Genomic DNA, 18,166 nt, shown 5'->3' with positions numbered 1-18,166 from the left:
GACTCGCGTCGCGCGGCGCGTCACGTGCGCCTCATCGCGCGAGGGGAACCGGTATGGAGGACGCTCCCAAACCCCAACACTCGAGCTCCGTAAGAGTGCCGCGCCGCGCGCGGCAAACGGCAGGGGATCCGGCCGCTGCGCCCCGGGCGGCATCGGTGGCGCCCTCGCCACGCGGGGCGGCCACAGCGCGCAAGCCGCGCTCGACCCGGCAGGTCGCCGACCCCGGCGTCGATGCCGAAATCGCCGGCATTTCGATCACGAGTCCCCGGCGGGTCATCGATCCCGCCAGCGGCATCCACAAGCTCGATGTCGTGCGCTATTACGAGCGCGCGGCGCGCTGGCTGCTGCCGCATCTGCACGGGCGGCCGGTTTCGCTCGTGCGTGCGCCGCGAGGCATTGCCGGCGAGATGTTCTTCCAGCGCCACAACGGCCGCGCGCCGATTCCGGGTGTGACCCAGCACGAGGGCCTCGATCCGGGCCACCCTCCGCTCATCACGATCGATACGCTCGAGGCGTTGATCGGCGCCGCGCAGCGGGACGTCGTCGAACTCCATACATGGAATGCGCAGGTGGCGGACATCGAACAGCCCGACCGCGTCGTGTTCGATCTCGACCCCGACCCGGCGCTCGGCTGGGACCGCATGATCGAGGCCGCCGAGATGACGCGCGACTTGCTGCGCGAGCTCGGGCTCGCATCGTTTTGCAAGACGAGCGGCGGCAAGGGGTTGCATGTCGTCGTGCCGCTCGTGCCCGACGCCGGCTGGGAGGACGCGAAAGCGTTCGCGCGCGCCGTGGCGCAGCATCTGGCCGCGAGCGTGCCCACCCAGATCACGGCGCACATGGGACCCGAGCATCGCAAGAAGCGCATCTTCGTCGATTACCTGCGCAATGCGCGCGGCGCCAGCACGGCAGTCGCTTATGGGGTGCGCGCGCGAGCGGGGATGGGCGTGTCGGTGCCGATCGCCTGGGATGAACTCGGCGCCACCACGGGTGGCGCGCAGTGGACGCTGCACAACATCGACGAGCGCTTTGCGGCCCTCGCGAGCTTCGATCCCTGGGCCGGTTACGCGGAGTCGAAGCAGCGCGTGACGGCCGGGTTGACGATCGGGCTGGAGGAGCGGGGCAGATAGCGGCGCGAGGTGTGGTCCCGAAGCGTGGCCCCGAGGCGCGGCCCGCCGCGCTGCTGCGCCTGCAAAAGCGGTGTCGTGGCAAGCGGGATAAAACCTGGTCGGCGGGGTGCGAACCTTCGGCGCACGGCGCCGCCCGGCGAGCTAGACTAGCTACAGACCCATCGCCTCGCGCCACGCTTCGCAGCGCCCGGCGGCTCCCGTCAGGAGGTGACGCATGCATTGCCGCCGCTTACGCCACGCGCGCCGCGTTCACGCGGCGCTCATCAGTGCCGCTCTCGCCGCCTCGTGTGCGCTTGCACTCCCCGCGCTGGCGACCACGCCGATCAAGGTGACATCGCAAGCGGCCACCGACGGGCCGATCCGCTACACCGTGCGGGTCACGTCGAAACAGTACGGCAATGCCACGGAAACGCGCACGCTGCGCTCGGGCGACACCGACGACTTCACCTGGCGCACCACGCCGCCCGGCGGCGCCGTGCCGGCGCCCGACGGTTGCCCGGACAACGCCTCGCTGCCGCTCGACGCGAATGGCGCGATGGTGCGGGAAACGCAGCTACGCCTCGCCCCCATCGTCGACGAGCACGGCACGGCCAACGTCCAGTTGAGCTTCCGCGCCCAGGCGCCGCGCGGCAAGCGCAGCGTGGCGAGCGGCGGCGCAACGCTTACCTGTCCCGACGCGGTCTCGTACAGCCAGGTCGTGCGCTTCTCGATGCCGACCAACGGCACGGCCAAGCTGGTCACGCTGGGCGACGGCACCCAGCTCTCGATCTCCGCGCAGCGTTAGCCGGCCACTCGCCTTTGAGCGGCTAGCGCCACGCCGTGCGTTTCTTCGCTCCCGCGCTTCGCTCGATGAGGCGCGCGGCGAGGAAGCGATGCTCGGCCGAGAACACGCGCCGGTACGCGAGCAAAACCGCGCCCACGGTGCCGAGCGCCGACGAAGCGGCGATCAGGAACATGATCACGATCTGATAGCGCACGGCCTGCAACGGCGACTGGCCCGCGAGCACCTGGCCCGTCATCATGCCGGGCAGGCTCACCACCCCCACCACGGCCATCTGGTTGAGCGTCGGAATCATGCCGGCGCGCACGGCCTCGCGCGCGGGCGCCTGGGCCGCTTCCCAGCGCGTCGCGCCGAGCGCCAGCGCGCTGTCCACGCGATCGCGCCGCGCCGTGAGCTCCTGCATCATCCGCTCGACGCCAAGCGAAACGCCGGTCAGCGTATTGCCGAGAATCATGCCGAGGATCGGGATCGCATACTGCGGCTCGTACCACGGGCGAATGCGGATCACGGCGAAGAGCCCCACGGCAGCCACGAGCCACGCGCTTACCCAGATCGAGACGATGCTGTCGATGCGCTGTCCCGTATAGGTGCGCTCGCCGCGGTCCGAACCGGCGATGCCGGCGATCAGCGTCATCAGCGCCATGAGCGCCAGGACGACGTACCAGCGGTCGAACGCGAATACCCAGCCGAGCACATAGCCGATTGCGAGCAACTGGACCACGGTGCGCACCGCGGCCCACGCGAGCTTGCGTTCGAGATCGAGCTTGAGCAGCACGGAGACGGCGCCGTTCACGAAGACGAGCAGCGCCGCGATCGCCACGTCGCCGAGGCCCAGGTTCTGGAGGGCGGCATTCATCGAAACGCTCCGGTAGCGGGGGGCGAAATTGACAAGGTCTCGGCGCCGGCGTCGAGCACGCCGGCTTTCATCGTGAGATGCCGGTTGCCCACGCGCGCCGCCTGGGCGGGATCGTGCGAAACCCAGACCGTGGCGCGTGCCGTGCGGGCGTGCCCGAACCAGCCGCTAACCAGGGCTTCGACGGCGCGGGCGGAGTCGGGGTCGAGCGAGGCGGTGGGCTCGTCGAGCAGCAGGGCGTCGGGGTCGAGTTGAAGCACGCGCACGAGTGCGACGATCTGCGCTTCGCCGCCGGACAGCTCCGAGGCTTGACGTTCGAGGAAGTTTGCCGGCCTGCCCGCGGCTTCGAGGAGCGCGACGGCGCGCGTCGCATCGAAAGCCGCGTCGCGATAGACCGCGAGCGAATACGGATAGCGCAGATTGTCTTCCACGCTGCCGTCGATGAGCGCGGGCCGCTGCCGCAGGTAAGCGATATGACGACGAAAGCGCGGAATGCTCTGGCGCGCGACCGCGTTGCCGCGCCACAGCACTTCGCCGCCATCGAGCGGATCGAGCAGGGCGAGCGCGCGCAGGAACACGCTCTTGCCCGAGCCGGACGGCCCGGTCAGCACGGCGCGCTCGCCCGTATAAAGCGCGAAGTCGGCGGGATGGAGCAGATACTGGCCGCGCTCGACGTCACGGCGCTGAATCTGGCGGGCTTCGACGAGCGGCGTGCGGCTGGTTGCGCTGTGTTTGTCCTGCTGGCTCGAATCAGTGGATGGGGTCATCGAAGAATGGCAAACGAAGGGGCGCAAACGGGCGTTAAACGGGTGGCAAGCGGTTGGCAAACAAAGCACCCACCCGCATGCTGCGTTGCGGCATGATAGCGGCTGCAATAAAACGGGAGCGGGCACGCTGGCTGCTGCCGTCAGGTCTGACAAGAACAACGCAGAAACAGGGAGAGCGTATGACGTCACCGCAACCCAAGGCTCGCAGCACGGGCCGCACGCTCGCCAGGATCTTCGCATGGCTCGCGCTGCTTGTGGTTGTCCTGGCTGCGGCGCTCGCGGTTTTCATCCTCACCTTCGACTGGAATCGCGCGAAGCCCTGGGTCAACGAGAAAGTCAGCGAGGCCATCGGCCGGCCGTTCGCCATCGAAGGCGACCTGAAGGTCGGCTGGCGTGCGCCGGCGGGCGAGACCGGCTGGCGCGCGTGGGTGCCCTGGCCGCGCTTCTCCGCCACGCAGATCGAGGTGGCCAATCCGGACTGGGCGAAGGCGCCGCATTTCGCCACGCTCGACGAGATCGACTTCGAAGTCATGGTCTTGCCGCTCATCGCCCGCGACATCGTCATTCCGGCCATCAATCTCGTGAATCCGTCTGTGGACGTCGAGCGGCTCGCGGACGGGCGCAACAACTGGACCTTCAAGCTGCCTGCGTCGAGCGGGCCGTCCACGTGGAAACTCGATCTGCACGACATCACCTTCGCGAAGGGCAATCTCGCCGTGAGCGATCAGCAGACGAAGACCGACGTGCAGATTGCCGTCGATCTGCTCGGGCACGGCATTCCGATTGGCGCGGTGATGCAGCAGCAGGAGGCGGCGTCGCGCAGCGGCTCGGCGCAGGTGATCGGCGCGGCCGGCGCGCGGCGACTCGCCCAGCAGGCACAGGCGCAACAGGCTTCGGAAGCGGCAGCCGTGAGCGCTGCCAGTGCGGCTAGTGGGGCCAGTGGATCCAGCACAGGCGATGCGGCCAGCCAAACCGGCGCAGCGAGCGAGGCGGGCAGCGCCGCGACGGGGTCCTCCACGGCGACGACGGCCACTGCTGTCACTGCCACCGCGGCCAGCGGAGCGCAGCCGGCAGGCTCACCGGGCGAGCCTTTCTACGCCATCGGCTGGACGCTGAAGGGCACGTACAACAAAACGCCCGTATCGGGCACCGGCAAGCTGGGCGGCGTCCTCGCGCTGCAGGACCCGCGGCGCCCGTTCCCGGTTCAGGCCGACGTGCGCGCGGGCGACATGCATATCGCCCTGGTCGGCACGCTCACGGACCCCGCCCATCTGGCCGCCGTCGATCTGCGCCTGTGGCTGCAGGGCGCAAGCATGGCCCACCTCTACAACCTGACCGGCGTGACCTTGCCCGAGACCCCTCCGTATGCGACGGAAGGCCGCTTCGTGGGCGCATTCCATCCCGGCGCTAGCGAGTTTCGCTATGAGAATTTCACGGGCCGCGTCGGCGGTTCGGACCTGAACGGCACGCTCGCCTATGTGCAGCGCGCGCCGCGTCCGCTGCTCAAGGGCGATCTGGTTTCGAACCTGCTGCAATTTTCCGATCTCGCGCCGATCGTCGGCGCGGACAGTTCGTCGAGCAAGGCGAAGCGCGGCGACACGGTGAAGCAGCCGGCCGACCGCGTGATTCCAGTCGAGCCGTTTCGCACCGACCGCTGGAGCGCCATCGACGCCGACGTGACGTTCACGGGCCGGCACATCGTCAAGCAGGGCAGCCTGCCGATCTCGGATCTCTACACGCACGTGGTGATGACCGATGGCGTGCTGGCACTCGATCCGCTGCGCTTCGGCGTGGCGGGCGGCACGCTCGCCACGCGTCTCACGCTCGACGGCAGCGGCGTGCCGCTCAAGGCCCGCGGCACGGTCGAGGCGCGTCATCTGAAGCTCAAGCAGCTGTTCCCGAACTTCCAGACGATGCAGTCGGCGCTCGGCGAGGTCAATGGCGACGCGTCGCTCTCGGCGACCGGCAATTCGCCGGCCGCGCTCGCGGCCACCTCGAACGGCGAGGTGAAAGCGCTCGTCACGCAGGGCACGATCAGCCGTCTGCTGATGGAGGCGGCGGGGCTGAACGTGGCGAACGTGGTGTACGAAAAGCTGTTCGGCAGCCGCGACGTGGAGATCAACTGCGCCGCCGCCGATTTCGTCGCGACCAACGGCGTGCTCGATCCGCGCGTCTTCGCGCTCGATACCAACGATGCCGTGATCGACATCGACGGACCGATCGACCTGCGCGACGAGTCGCTGGATCTGAAGATCCACCCGCACACCAAGGGCTTCCGGGTGTTTTCGCTGCGCTCGCCGCTCTACGCGAAGGGCACCTTCAAGAATCCGCACGTGGGCGTGGATGCGACGGCGCTCGCGCTGCGCGGCGGGGCGATGGTGGGGCTCGGTCTCATCAATCCGTTTGCGGCCCTGATTCCGCTCATCGCGCCGAGCAACAACAAGCCGCTGCCGTGTGCCGAGCTCATGGCGCAGATGCGCGAGCATCCGGTGGCGCCGCCGCCCGGTCAGAAGATGCGCGCGAGCCCCGAAGCGGCAAAACCGGCGGCGACCAGGACGGACAAGACGGGCAGTACCGGAACCGGAACGGGGAGCAAAACGGTCCGCCCGCCTGCGGCGCAGACGGACCTTTCGACGCTTTACAAGGGAAGCTGAGGCGCTCGCCCGCGCTAATGCCGCGAATTAGCGTTGTGAACTAGCGCAGCGAACGCGGGGCGGTGTCCCCCGCGGCATCCTGGCGACGCGTCACGCGGCGCGAGGAGAGGGTGGACCGGACCGCGCCGAATTCGGGCAGGATGCGCCCGCGCGCCCGGCTGGCGAACACGAGAAAACCGAAGCCGTCCGCCTCGTACCAGTAGCCGCCGTTCTCCAGACCTTCGATAGGCTGTTCGAGCGCATGCGCAATGGATTCGATGCAACGCCGCCGCAACTCGCTCGTAGCAGGATAGGGCGGCTGTGCGCCGCGCACGCTGCACAGGAGGACGTCGAGTCCCGGCAGGACATGGGCGTAGAGCACCGGCTCGTCCTGCGCGCGAGCGCGCGCAATCTTGGTGTCGAGCTGACCGAATGGCTTGAAGTGGCTGAGCACGGCGAGGAAAGACTCGTCCGCGTCCGCCCTGGAACGTTTACGCTTTTTCGGGAAGGACATAAAAACTCGCCTGAAAAAGGATTGCAAAAAACGCAGCTGTCCCATGCGACCACTCCCGGTTTTGCGCGCCGCACGTCGATCCTTTATAGCATAGGGTCTTGCAGGATTCACGAGGATTCGAACCTGGCCTTCACCCTCACCGGATCCTGCGTTCACTGTGCTGGACCGCTCGCCGCGCTCTCATGTAGGTATCCCGGCGCTCTTTCTTCCTGTTCTTTGTCTCCGTATCAATAATAGACCCGACGGCTCGCACGGTGGGGGCATCGTTCATAAAAAAACGGGCTTTTCTCGCCCATCTGTGAGTGGCGCCACATCCGTTGTCATCCCGGAATTTCGCGTCGATAATATTCGGGCTCTGGTGCCTGCGGCCGCCCTGCGTCGCGCGGGCTACCCGCGCCGGCCCGACCCGCCCACCGCCAGACCCGTCATGAAACTGTTCACCAAGGGGTTGCTGCTGATTGCGATTCCCAGCGTCATCGAACTCGTGCTGCTAGGCGTCGTGTTCGATACGCAGGAGGCCGCCTCGCGTGCGGCGCGCAGCGCCGAAAGCAGCAAGCAGATCCTCTGGCAGGCTTCGAGCCTCGTCGATCCGCTCCTGCGCGAATCCGCGCGGGTGCGCACCGGCATTGCGCTCGAAGACCCGTCCTTCATCGATCGCCATGCGGTCTGGACCGAGTTTGCGGACCGCATCGCGCTGCTGTCGCGCATGGTGGCCGATAACCCGGCGCAGCTCGCGCGCGTCGATCATATGCGCGCGGCCGCCTACGCCTGGCGGGCCCAGGCGGGCGATGTCGCCGACGCGCTGCGCGCCGGCCGCAGCATCGCCTGGGCGCGCGCCGGCGCCGCCGTGCTGCCGCCCGAGATCGAGACCGTGCGCAGCGAGCTGGCCGAATTCATCGAAGAGGAAACGCGGCTCGATGCGCGGCGCACGGCGTCGTCGAGCTTCACGCGCGAGCGCCAGCAGGACGCGCTGATCGCCGCGGTGGTCGGTTCGATGCTGGTGTGGGGCGCGGCCGCCACCGTCTTTGCGCGCAACGTGGGAGGCCGGCTCGCGGCGCTCGGCGACAATGCGCGTCGGCTCGGCGAAGGCGTGAAGCTTGCGCCGCCGCTCTCGGGCGACGACGAAATCGCCGCGCTCGACGCTGTCCTGTATCAGACGAGCACGCGCCTGCGCGACGCGGAACGCGAGCAGGCCGCGCTCAAACGCCAGTTGCAGGCGCGCGCGGCCGACCTTTCCGGCGCCAACGAGCATCTGCGCCAGGAGACTCAGGACAACGAGATGTTCATCTACAGCGTCTCGCACGACCTGCGCTCGCCGCTCGTGAATTTGCAGGGCTTTTCGAAAGAGCTCCAGGTCTCGTGCGATGATCTTCGCGCGCAGATCGACTCCGCGGGCCTGCCCGCCGACGAGCATCGCCGCATGACCGAGCTGCTCGACGGCGACGTCAACGAATCGCTGCAATTCCTGCGCCAGGCGGTCGGGCGCGCGGCGGCCATCATCGACGCGCTGCTGCGCATCTCGCGCGTCGGGCGGCTCGAATATCGCTGGCAGCGCGTGAATATGGGGCGCATCGTCGAGCGGGTGCTCACCGGCCTCGAATCGGGCCGCGCGCTGAATGCGGCGCGCATCGACGTGGGCGAGCTGCCGCCCGCCTGGGGCGATCCGGCCGCCATCGAGCAGATTTTCGGCAATCTGGTCGATAACGCCCTGCAGCATCTCGATCCGTCGCGCCCGGGGCACGTCGAGATCGGCGCGCTCGAGGCAGCAGAGGGGGACTGCAACACGGGCGACGAGGGCCTGCTGGCGACGCCCGCCGTCCGCGCGGGCGGGGCGGCGGAGCCCCGTACGCGGACCTACTATGTGCGCGACAATGGCGTTGGCATACCCGCGGCCTATCTGCCGAAGCTGTTCCATGCGTTTCAGCGCCTGCACGACGCCAGCACGGGTGCCAAGGCGGCCCGCGAGGGCAACCCGGGCCGCGAAGGCGGCGAGGGCATCGGCCTCGTGCTGGCCCGGCGCATCGCGGAACGGCACGGCGGGCGGGTGTGGGTGGAATCGGTCGAAGGGAGCGGCTCGACGTTCTTCGTCGCGCTGCCTGAACAACCCTTGCGGGCAGCATGAACGCGGCCGTGCACGCCAGTGATAAGTCGGAGAGAAGCCGGAGAGAAGCCGACACCCCTTGGAGAGGTGAAATGACAAACGGGGAACGGGTCAGCATTGTGCTGATCGAAGACGATGATGGACATGCCACGCTGGTCGAGCGCAATTTGCGGCGTTCGGGCATTTCGAACGGTTTCGTACGGTTTTCGGACGGGCAGCAGGCGCTCGATTATTTTTTCGGGCCGCCGGGCGCCGCGATGCCGGATGTTCCCGCGCGCGAGGATCTCGCGAATTTCGTCGTGCTGCTGGACCTGCGCATGCCGCGCGTGGACGGGTTCGAGGTGCTGCGCCGCCTGAAGGCCGATCCGGCCACGGCGTCGGTGCCGGTGATCGTGCTCACCACCACCGACGATCCGCGCGAGATCGAACGCTGCTACGAACTGGGCTGCAACGTCTATATCACGAAGCCCGTCGAGTACGATGCGTTCATCGAGGCTGTGCGGCGGCTCGGCTTTTTCCTGCAGGTGGTCAAACTGCCGCCGGGGCACCGCTACACCGGCTCGTAACGCCCCGCAAACCGATGAAACCATCGAAACGACCCATACCGCGCGTCTCGACGCCCGGAGGACTGCCCCGCGCATGAACGACGAAGTCACCCTGCTGGAGGGCGCGCACGTGCTGGTCGTCGACGACGACGACGGCATCCTGCGGCTCGCGCGCAAATCGCTGACCCGCGCCGGCGCGCGCGTGGACACCTGCACGAGCGTAGGCGAGGCGGGCGCACTGCTCGCGCTGCAGACGCCGGACGTGCTCGTGCTCGACTATCAGCTCGACGGGGCGGAAACAGGTCTCGATTTTTTCCGCCGCCTGCGCTCGCAGGACGTGCGCGTGCCGGCGATACTCGTGACGGGTTTCACCGACGAATCGCGCGTGATCGCCGCGCTGCGCGCAGGCGTCTCCGACGTGGTGCCGAAATCCGGCGATTATCTCGACTACCTGCCCGAAGCCGTCGCGCGCGTGCTCGGCCAGGTCGCGCTGCAGCGCGCCTCCGACGAATCGCTCCTGCTGCGCGATCGCGAGGAGCACTACCGCACGCTTTCCGAGGCGCTGCCGCACCTCGTGCTCACTTGCGGTGCGGACGGCAACTGCGACTTCCTCTCGAAGCAGTGGCTCGAATACACGGGACTCGATTCGCGCTACTCGCACGGTCTCGCGTGGCTCGACGCCGTGCATCCCGACGACCGCGAGGACATCCGCCGCAGCTGGCTGAAGGCCGTGGGGAGCGGCGCCACCGACTACCGTCACGAACTGCGCATTCGCCGCCACGACGGCGCGTATCGTTGGTTCGATGTCCGTATCGTTGCGATGCGCAATCCGCGCGGCGGCGTGAACAAGTGGTTCGGCAGTTGCACCGACATTCACGCGCAGCGCGAATCGACCGAAGAGCGCGAACGTCTGCTGGCTTCCGAGCAGGCCGCGCGTCAGACCGCGGAAGAAGCCAACCGTGCGAAGGACCGCTTCCTCGCGATGCTCTCGCACGAACTGCGCACGCCGCTCACACCGGTGCTGGCCGGCACGCGGCTCCTCGAGCAGATTCCCGATCTGCCCGAAGCCGCGCGCGCGGGCGTGCTGATGATCCGCCGCAACATCGAGCTCGAAGCACGCCTGATCGACGATCTGCTCGATCTCACGCGCGTGGCGAACGGCAAGCTGAGCCTCGCGCTCGATACGGTGGACGTGCACGAGGTCATCGACGCCGTGCTCGAGCTCTTTCACAGCGAAATTCAGGTGAAGCAGCAGGACGTGCATGTCGAGCTGCGCGCTCAGCATCACTACGTGCGCGGTGATCGCGCCCGCCTGCAGCAGATGTTCTGGAATCTCGTGCGCAACGCCGCGAAGTTCACGCCGGACGGCGGCCACATCTATGTGCGCACGCGCGACGAGCGCATGCACGTGCTGATCGAAGTGGAAGACACCGGCATCGGCATCGCGCCCGAGCAGATCGGCAAGCTCTTCAACGCTTTCGAGCAGGGCAGCCACAACATGACGCGGCAGTTCGGCGGCCTCGGCCTCGGCCTCGCGGTGACCAAGGCGCTCACCGAAGTGCACGGCGGCACTGTGACGGCGAAGAGCCCCGGCACGCATTGCGGCGCGACGTTCTCGATCGTGCTGCCCACGGCCACGCCGGCACCGGGCGCCCACGTGCCCGCCGATCAGGACAGCCCGCACCTGGCCGGCGCGCTCGGCATTTTGCTGATCGAGGATCACGAGGACACGGCCGAGGTCATGTCGCAGCTCATACGCGGGCTCGGGCACGAAGTTGCGGTGGCAACGAGTGTGGCCGATGCGCTCGCGCTCGCCGCGCAAATTCGCTTCGATCTCGTGGTGAGCGACATCGGCCTGCCGGACGGCACCGGCATCGACTTCATTCATGCATTTCGCAAGCACTCGGCGGCGCCGGCCATCGCCCTTACGGGTTTCGGCACCGACGACGACGTGCGCCGGTGCCTCGAAGCGGGCTTCACGGCGCACCTCACGAAGCCCATCAACTTCGAGCACCTCGAGCGGCTGATCGACGACGCCACGGTCACGCGCGCGGCGGAGCGTCCCGCGTTTTGAGGCGTCACCTCCCGGAATGAAAAAAGCCCGCGCAGGCGTCATGCCTGCGCGGGCTTTCGCGCGTGCCGTCGCGAGCGGACGTTCAGCGCGGATTGTTCTTGAGCGAATCGCGGATTTCGCGCAGCAGGATCACGTCTTCCGGCGTGGGCGCCGGTTCCGCCGGAGCGGCTTCGGCCGGCTGGCGCAGCTTGTTGATGAACTTCACCATCAGAAAGATGATGAACGCGAGGATGACGAAGTTGATCGCCACCGTGATGAACGAGCCGTAGCCGAACGCGGCCACGCCGGCCGTCTGCAGGTCCTTGTACGAATCGGGGTTGCCCTTGAAGCTCGGCGGAATGTCACCGAGGCGGATGAACTTGTTCGAGAAGTCGAGCCCACCCGTGATGACGCCGATGACCGGCATGATCAGGTCTTTCACCACCGAGTTGACGATGTTGGAAAACGCCCCGCCGATGATCACACCGACGGCGAGGTCCATCACATTGCCTTTGACGGCGAATTCCTTGAACTCCTTGATCATGCTCATGGGCGGGCTCTCCGAGAGTGGCGGGTGGGATACAGTGAATCAATGGCGCAATGATAGCGAACGCTTTCGCGATGCGGTAGGAATTTGACATTTCCTGACTCTGTGCGCGGTGCGAGGCGCCGTGCGTCAGGGCTGCGCCGGGACGCCGGCGCGCTTCAGGGCGCGTGCAGGAGTTGCCCGGCGAGGCTTGCGGGATCGGTGTTCGTCCCGCACAACAGGACGCCCACGCGCCGGCCCTGCAACGTGTCGCGCAGCGGCCCCAGCAGGCCCGCCGTGGCCGTCGCGCAGGCGGGCTCCACGGCCAGCTTCAACTGATCGAAGAGCATGCGCATGGCACCGCGCAGGTCGTCGTCCGATACGGTGACGATCCGGTCGATATGACGCCGGCACAGTTCGTAGCTGTATTGCTCCGTGTGCGGCGCCATCAGCGAGTCGGCGATCGAATGCATGTGGCTGATGCGCACCGTATGGTTGGCGGCAAAGCTGCGGCTCATCGCATCGGCGCCTTCGGGCTCGACGCCGTACACGCGCACGCGCGGATTGGCGAGACGCAGCGCGGTCGAAACGCCCGCGGCGAGGCCGCCGCCGCCGATCGGCAGGATCACCGCGTCGAGGTCGGGCGCCTGAGTGGCCCACTCGTAGCCGAGCGTGGCCGTGCCGAGCACCGTGCGATAGCCGTTGAACGGATGCACGAAATAGCGGCCTTCCTCGGCCTCGATGCGCCGCACGATGTCGAACGCCTCGCTGCTGTTGCCGGCCGCGACGATTTCCGCGCCGAAGCGCCGGCATTGCGCCACGCGCGCCGCGCTCGCCGTGCGAAACAGCACGACCTTCGCGCTGATGCCAAGGCGCATTGCCGCATACGAGACCGCAATGGCGTGGTTGCCGCCCGAGACGCAGGTCACGCCCGCACTACGCTGCGCGGCGTCGAGTGCGAGCAGATGCGTGAACGCCCCGCGCACCTTGAAGCTGCCGCTTGCCTGCAACAGTTCGAACTTGAAGTTGACGAGCGTGCCCTCCAGCGAGGGCAGATCGTTGCGCTCGAACACAGGCGTGCGCAGCACCCACGGCGTGAGCGCGAAGTGCTGCGTAGCGATGTCGTCGAGCGTGGGGATGGCTTCGCCATCGATCGTGTGGTCGGTGGGAAGCGGTGTGCCGGTGGACATGGGGTGCGCGGGCGCGGTGGTGTACGAATCTGCGTGACGAATTCGCGAGGCGACGTGGCGCGACTAGCGTGCGAGCGCTTCGACCGACATGCCGTGTATCAGCTTGTGCAGGAAGCCTTCGCAGGCAGCGAGCTGCGCGAGCGAGACGAATTCGTTCGCCTTGTGCGCCTGCTCGATGTCGCCGGGGCCGCACACCACGCTAGGAATGCCGGCGCGCGCGAAGAGTCCCGCCTCGGTGCCGTAGGCCACCTTGCGCTGCGCCTGATCGGCCGTGAGCGTGCGCACGAGCTGGGTGATCGCGGCCTGTTCGGCGGCATCGAGGCCCGGCGCCGCGGCGATCTTCGTGAACTCGATCGCGGCGGCGGCGTGCTCGCGCTGCATCTTCGGCAAGAGCGTGTCGCGTGCATAACGCTCGATGCGCGCGAAGATGGTCTCGGGATCGAGCGACGGCAGATTGCGGAACTCGAAGATGAAGCGGCATTCCGCGGGCACCGTGTTGATCGCGTTGCCGCCTTCGATCGTGCTGGCTTGCGCGGTCGTGAACGGCACGTCATAGAGTTCGTCGAACGGGCCTTGTGCGCGGAACTCGTCGGCCATGTCGCGGATGTAGCAGATGAGCCGCGCTGCGTATTCGATCGCGTTCAGGCCGCGCGGCGTGAGCGACGAATGCGCCGCGTGCCCGCGCACGCAACACTGGTAAGCGTTGATGCCCTTGTGGGCCACGATGGGGCGCATGCTCGTGGGCTCGCCCACGATGCAGCCTTCCGGCCTCACGCCGCGTTTCACGAGCTCTTCGATCATGAGCGGCGCACCCGCGCATCCCACTTCTTCGTCGAACGAGAGCGCGAAATGGATCGGCTTCGCGAGCTTCGTGCGCTGCATCTCGGGCACGAGCGCGAGCGCGGCGCCGATAAAACCCTTCATGTCGCAGGTGCCGCGGCCATACAGCAGGCCGTCGCGCACTTCGGGCTTGAACGGATCGCTGTCCCACTTCTGGCCGTCGACCGGCACGACGTCGGTGTGGCCCGAGAGCACGATGCCGCCGTTCGTTTCGCCGTCGTGCGCGGGCAGGGTGGCGAACAGGTTGGCCCACTTGCCGTCGTGGCCGTAGGTCAGCGTCGATTCGACGCCGCGCGCGCGCAACTCGTCACGCACGGTCTCGATGAGGCCGAGATTCGGATGACGGCTGACCGTGTCCATCGACACGAGGCGGGTGACCCAGGGAAGCGAAATGGGGGAGGCGGAGGAAGACGAAGACGACTGCGTGGTTTGCGCTGTTTCAGCGGCGACAGACATTTGAGGACTCCAGCGTGCCAGAGTCCCAATAGTACCCAAAAAGAATGAATCCGGCTAAAAGTACCCGCAAGTGCCCCTATTCGCGGCACGATTGTGCGCTGCGGCATCTGCACGGGCGGCGGGGTTGCCGCCATGGCGCGCGCGAGCGGCGCCATGGCGTGAATACGTGGTCGAGCTCGCGGCCGGGGGGATTCAGTGCGCCGCTGGCCGGCGCTCCTCGCGGATTGCCGGCCAGCTCACCCTCATCGTGCAGCGGTGCGCGCCGGTGCGCCGAGCGCCCGCAGCGTTTCCTTGACCGTCGCCACGCGCACCGCGAGGTCCGGGCTGCGCGTTTCGATGCGCAGCTTGTCCTGGCCCGCGAGCTTGATGTGCTTGTGCTTCTGCACCATCTCGATGATGCGCATGGCGTCGATGGGCGGATTCGGCACGAACTGCAGCCCGATCACCGCTTCGCCGGCGTCGATCTTCGTGATCCCGAGCGGTTTCGCGGCGAGGCGCAGACGGTGCGTCTCGATCAGCGCGTGCGCCTGCGGCGGCATCTTGCCGAAGCGGTCGATCAGCTCTTCCTGAATACCGTCGATCGAATCGTCGTGCTCGCAGTTCGCGAGGCGCTTGTAGAGCGACAGGCGTTCCTGCACGTCGCCGCAGTAGTCGGCGGGCAGGATCGCGGGCGCGTGCAGATTGATCTCGGTGGTCGCCGCGAGCGGCGCGTTCAGATCGGGTTCGCGGCCTTCCTTGAGTGCCTTCACCGCGTCGGCCAGCATGTCGGTGTAAAGCTGGAAGCCGATTTCCTGGATTTCGCCCGACTGCTTGTCGCCGAGCACTTCGCCCGTGCCGCGGATTTCGAGGTCGTGCATCGCGAGATAGAAGCCCGAGCCCAGCTCTTCCATCTGCTGGATCGCTTCGAGCCGCCGCTGCGCCTGCTTCGTGAGTCCCTGCGGATCGTGCACGAGCAGATAGGCATAGGCCTGGTGGTGCGAGCGGCCCACCCGCCCGCGCAACTGGTGCAACTGCGCGAGCCCGAACTTGTCGGCGCGGTGGATGAGGATCGTGTTCGCGGTCGGCACGTCGATGCCGGTTTCGATGATCGTGGTACAGAGCAGCACGTTCGCGCGCTGCGCCACGAAATCGCGCATCACGGCCTCGAGCTCGCGCTCGTGCATCTGGCCGTGCGCGACCGCAATGCGCGCCTCGGGCACGAGCGCTTCGAGCATCGCGCGGCGATTCTCGATCGTCTCCACTTCGTTGTGCAGGAAGTACACCTGGCCGCCGCGCTTGAGTTCGCGCAGCATCGCCTCGCGGATCACGCTGTCTTCCTCGCGGCGCACGAAGGTCTTGATCGCGAGCCGCTTCTGCGGCGCGGTGGCGATCACCGAAAAATCGCGCAGACCTTCCAGCGCCATGCCGAGCGTGCGGGGAATCGGCGTGGCCGTGAGCGTGAGCACGTCGACTTCCGCGCGCAGCGCCTTCAACGCCTCCTTCTGACGCACGCCAAAGCGGTGTTCCTCGTCGATGATGACGAGCCCGAGCCGCTTGAACTGCACGTCCGAGGACAGCAGCTTGTGCGTGCCGATCACGATATCGACGCTGCCGTCGTTGATCTGCTGGATCGCCGCACTCACTTCCTTCGCCGACTTGAAGCGCGACAGCTCTGCAATGCGCACGGGCCAGTCGGCGAAGCGGTCGGTGAAGGTTTGCGTGTGCTGTTCGGCGAGCAGCGTGGTGGGCGAGAGGATCGCCACCTGCTTGCCGCCCATCACGGCGATGAAGGCCGCGCGCAAGGCCACCTCGGTCTTGCCGAAGCCCACGTCGCCGCAGACGAGGCGGTCCATCGGCTTGCCGCTCGTCATGTCGCCGATCACGGCGGCGATGGCGGCGGCCTGGTCGGGCGTTTCCTCGAAGCCGAAGCTCTCGGCGAACTTCACGTAGTCGCGCGGATCGAGCTTGAACGCGTGGCCTTCGCGCGCGGCGCGGCGCGCGTAGAGGTTGAGCAGTTCGGCTGCGGTGTCGCGGATCTGCTGCGCGGCCTTGCGGCGCGCCTTTTCCCACTGGCCCGAGCCGAGCGCGTGCAGCGGCGCGCTGTCCGGGTCGGCGCCGCTGTAGCGCGAGATCACGTGCAGTTGCGAGACCGGCACGTAGAGCTTGCTGCCGCTCGCGTATTCGAGGTGCAGGAACTCGGTGTCGCCTTCGCCCAGATCCATCGTGACGAGGCCGTGATAGCGGCCGATGCCGTGCTGCGTGTGCACGACCGGGTCCCCGACCTTGAGCTCCGAGAGATCGCGCACCATCGAATCGACGTTGCTCGCCTGTTCCTGGCGGCGGCGTCCGGCGCGGCGCGCGAGCGGGCCGTACAGCTCCGTCTCGGTGATGACGGCCAGTGCCTCGGCCGGCAGCGAGAAGCCCGTGGAAAGCGGGGCGACGCCCAGCGCGAAGCGCTCGTCGGAGGTGAGCCAGTCTTCGTAGCTGTCCGATGAGGTCGGCCGCAAGCCGTTATCGGCGAGCAGTTGTGCGATGGTCTCGCGGCGGCCCGCCGATTCGACCGCGAACAGCACGCGGTTTTTCGTGGTGGCCAGATAGTCGCGCAGCGCCGCGAGCGGCTCGTCGGCGTGGCGGTCGATCGCGAGATTCGGCAGCGCCGTGGCCCAGCCGCCCGCGCCGGTCGTGGGCAGCACGAGGCGCGCGAAGGGCTTGGCGAGCGTGAAGAAGTCGTCTTCGCTCAGGAACAGGCGCTGCGGCTCGAGGATCGGGCGCTCGCGGTCGTGCGAGAGGAAGTTGTAGCGCTGCTTCGTATCGGCCGAGAAGCGGCGGATCGCGGCGTCGAGGTCGCCCGAAAACACCAGCTGCGCGTTCTCCGGCAGGTAGTGGAAGAGCGTGGCGGTCTCTTCGAAAAAAAGCGGCAGGTAATACTCGATACCGGCCGACGGCACGCCGCTGCCGATGTCCTTGTAGATCGTCGCGCGGCTCGGGTCGCCCTCGAACACCTCGCGCCAGCGGCTGCGAAAGGCCGTGCGCGACGCTTCGTCGAACGGGAATTCGCGGCCCGGCAGCAGACGGATGTCCTTCACGGGGTAGAGGCTGCGCTGGCTGTCCGGATCGAACGCGCGGATCGAATCGACCTGGTCGTCGAACAGGTCGAGCCGGTAGGGCAGCGGCGAGCCCATCGGGAACAGGTCGATCAGCGAGCCGCGCACGCAGTATTCGCCGGGCCGCACGACCTGGCTCACGTGCTCGTAGCCGGCCAGCGTTAGCTGCGCCTTGAGCTTCGCTTCGTCGAGGCGCTCGCCTTGCGAAAACGAGAACGTGTAGGCCGCGAGAAACGAGGCCGGCGGCATGCGGTAGAGCGCCGTCGTGGCCGGCACCAGCAGGATGTCGCAGCGGCCTTCGCCGAGATCGTGCAATGTGGCGAGCCGTTCGGAGACGAGATCCTGGTGCGGCGAGAAGGTGTCGTACGGCAGCGTCTCCCAGTCCGGCAGGAGGCGCACGCGCGCCTCGGGCGCGAAGAACGGGATCTCCTGCGCGAGACGCTGCGCATCGACGGCGCTCGCGCAGATCACGGCCAGAAGCGGCGCGCGCTCGCGCGACGCCTCGCGGTAGCGGGCGATCAGGAGCGCGTCGGACGAACCGTGCGTGCCGTCGAACGCGAAGCGCTGCCCCGGCTTGACGACGGCGACGGGAGACGGAGACGGTGACTGCTGGGATGCGGCGATATCGGACATAGGCTACAGGTTGGCCTGATTTGGACCTGGCGTGCGGCCCGGACTCCCGAGCGTGCCGGAT

General features: G+C 67.6%; 13 protein-coding genes. 6 read left to right on the top strand and 7 right to left on the bottom strand.

The genetic code is table 11. The features are described 5' to 3' along the window. Positions 1–155: 155 nt before the first annotated feature. Both ligD and U5760_RS01360 read left to right on the top strand, forming a co-directional pair. Positions 156–1,130: a non-homologous end-joining DNA ligase gene (ligD, locus tag U5760_RS01365; RefSeq protein WP_415914017.1), complete on the top strand. Its 975-nt coding sequence runs from the start codon at positions 156–158 to the stop codon at positions 1,128–1,130. Between the two features lie 214 nt (positions 1,131–1,344). Beyond that, a complete protein-coding gene (locus tag U5760_RS01360) occupies positions 1,345–1,914 on the top strand; it encodes a DUF6013 family protein (protein ID WP_322009074.1) in 570 nt (189 codons plus the stop codon). Positions 1,915–1,936: 22 nt separating this feature from the next. Here the strand turns inward: U5760_RS01360 and U5760_RS01355 are convergent, their stop codons facing one another. Further along, positions 1,937–2,767 (bottom strand): ABC transporter permease, encoded by an 831-nt coding sequence (locus U5760_RS01355; protein ID WP_322009073.1) that lies wholly within the window; start codon positions 2,765–2,767, stop codon positions 1,937–1,939. Further along, a complete protein-coding gene (locus U5760_RS01350) occupies positions 2,764–3,531 on the bottom strand; it encodes an ATP-binding cassette domain-containing protein (RefSeq protein WP_322009072.1) in 768 nt (255 codons plus the stop codon). Before U5760_RS01350 ends, U5760_RS01355 begins: the two co-directional genes overlap by 4 nt. A 179-nt stretch (positions 3,532–3,710) precedes the next feature. On the opposite strand from U5760_RS01350, the gene U5760_RS01345 reads away from it, so the two are divergent. Then, positions 3,711–6,185 (top strand): AsmA family protein, encoded by a 2,475-nt coding sequence (locus tag U5760_RS01345; RefSeq protein WP_322009070.1) that lies wholly within the window; start codon positions 3,711–3,713, stop codon positions 6,183–6,185. A 40-nt stretch (positions 6,186–6,225) separates the two neighbouring features. Here the strand turns inward: U5760_RS01345 and U5760_RS01340 are convergent, their stop codons facing one another. Further along, positions 6,226–6,723, bottom strand: coding sequence for a hypothetical protein (locus U5760_RS01340; protein ID WP_322009068.1), 498 nt, complete (start codon positions 6,721–6,723; stop codon positions 6,226–6,228). 382 nt (positions 6,724–7,105) lie between these two features. On the opposite strand from U5760_RS01340, the gene U5760_RS01335 reads away from it, so the two are divergent. The 3 genes from U5760_RS01335 to U5760_RS01325 all read left to right on the top strand — a co-directional run bounded on the left by U5760_RS01335 (position 7,106) and on the right by U5760_RS01325 (position 11,398). Further along, positions 7,106–8,800 (top strand): sensor histidine kinase, encoded by a 1,695-nt coding sequence (locus tag U5760_RS01335; RefSeq protein ID WP_322009066.1) that lies wholly within the window; start codon positions 7,106–7,108, stop codon positions 8,798–8,800. A 71-nt stretch (positions 8,801–8,871) separates the two neighbouring features. Then, the gene (locus U5760_RS01330; RefSeq protein WP_322009064.1) at positions 8,872–9,345 is read left to right on the top strand and encodes a response regulator; all 474 of its coding nucleotides are present in this window, start codon (positions 8,872–8,874) and stop codon (positions 9,343–9,345) included. Between the two features lie 73 nt (positions 9,346–9,418). Beyond that, positions 9,419–11,398 (top strand): response regulator, encoded by a 1,980-nt coding sequence (locus U5760_RS01325; RefSeq protein ID WP_322009062.1) that lies wholly within the window; start codon positions 9,419–9,421, stop codon positions 11,396–11,398. 82 nt (positions 11,399–11,480) lie between these two features. On the opposite strand, the gene mscL is transcribed toward U5760_RS01325, so the two are convergent. From mscL to mfd, 4 genes are all read right to left on the bottom strand, one after another. After that, entirely contained in the window at positions 11,481–11,927 is a 447-nt protein-coding gene (gene mscL, locus U5760_RS01320) for a large conductance mechanosensitive channel protein MscL (protein ID WP_322009060.1), read from the bottom strand. A 155-nt stretch (positions 11,928–12,082) separates the two neighbouring features. Further along, complete coding sequence (locus tag U5760_RS01315; protein ID WP_322009059.1) at positions 12,083–13,093, bottom strand: threonine/serine dehydratase; 1,011 nt, start codon at positions 13,091–13,093, stop codon at positions 12,083–12,085. A gap of 63 nt (positions 13,094–13,156) precedes the next feature. Beyond that, entirely contained in the window at positions 13,157–14,389 is a 1,233-nt protein-coding gene (argE, locus tag U5760_RS01310; protein WP_322009057.1) for an acetylornithine deacetylase, read from the bottom strand. A 242-nt stretch (positions 14,390–14,631) separates the two neighbouring features. Further along, positions 14,632–18,105, bottom strand: a complete 3,474-nt coding sequence (gene mfd / locus U5760_RS01305) for a transcription-repair coupling factor (RefSeq protein WP_322009055.1) — start codon at positions 18,103–18,105, stop codon at positions 14,632–14,634. Positions 18,106–18,166 lie beyond the last annotated feature (61 nt).

The organism is Paraburkholderia sp. J12, assembly GCF_905220215.1.
Lineage (GTDB): Bacteria > Pseudomonadota > Gammaproteobacteria > Burkholderiales > Burkholderiaceae > Paraburkholderia.
Note: the sequence above shows the minus strand (reverse complement) of the source record. Positions and strands in the feature narration are given on the sequence as shown.

What these genes read in the sequence shown, in the direction of transcription:
- U5760_RS01360 (WP_322009074.1), top strand. Translation starts at nt 1,345, where the DNA reads ATGCATTGCCGCCGCTTACGCCACGCGCGCCGCGTTCACGCGGCGCTC.
- U5760_RS01355 (WP_322009073.1), bottom strand. Translation starts at nt 2,767, where the DNA reads ATGAATGCCGCCCTCCAGAACCTGGGCCTCGGCGACGTGGCGATCGCG.
- U5760_RS01350 (WP_322009072.1), bottom strand. Translation starts at nt 3,531, where the DNA reads ATGACCCCATCCACTGATTCGAGCCAGCAGGACAAACACAGCGCAACC.
- U5760_RS01345 (WP_322009070.1), top strand. Translation starts at nt 3,711, where the DNA reads ATGACGTCACCGCAACCCAAGGCTCGCAGCACGGGCCGCACGCTCGCC.
- U5760_RS01340 (WP_322009068.1), bottom strand. Translation starts at nt 6,723, where the DNA reads ATGGGACAGCTGCGTTTTTTGCAATCCTTTTTCAGGCGAGTTTTTATG.
- U5760_RS01335 (WP_322009066.1), top strand. Translation starts at nt 7,106, where the DNA reads ATGAAACTGTTCACCAAGGGGTTGCTGCTGATTGCGATTCCCAGCGTC.
- U5760_RS01330 (WP_322009064.1), top strand. Translation starts at nt 8,872, where the DNA reads ATGACAAACGGGGAACGGGTCAGCATTGTGCTGATCGAAGACGATGAT.
- U5760_RS01325 (WP_322009062.1), top strand. Translation starts at nt 9,419, where the DNA reads ATGAACGACGAAGTCACCCTGCTGGAGGGCGCGCACGTGCTGGTCGTC.
- mscL (WP_322009060.1), bottom strand. Translation starts at nt 11,927, where the DNA reads ATGAGCATGATCAAGGAGTTCAAGGAATTCGCCGTCAAAGGCAATGTG.
- U5760_RS01315 (WP_322009059.1), bottom strand. Translation starts at nt 13,093, where the DNA reads ATGTCCACCGGCACACCGCTTCCCACCGACCACACGATCGATGGCGAA.
- argE (WP_322009057.1), bottom strand. Translation starts at nt 14,389, where the DNA reads ATGTCTGTCGCCGCTGAAACAGCGCAAACCACGCAGTCGTCTTCGTCT.
- mfd (WP_322009055.1), bottom strand. Translation starts at nt 18,105, where the DNA reads ATGTCCGATATCGCCGCATCCCAGCAGTCACCGTCTCCGTCTCCCGTC.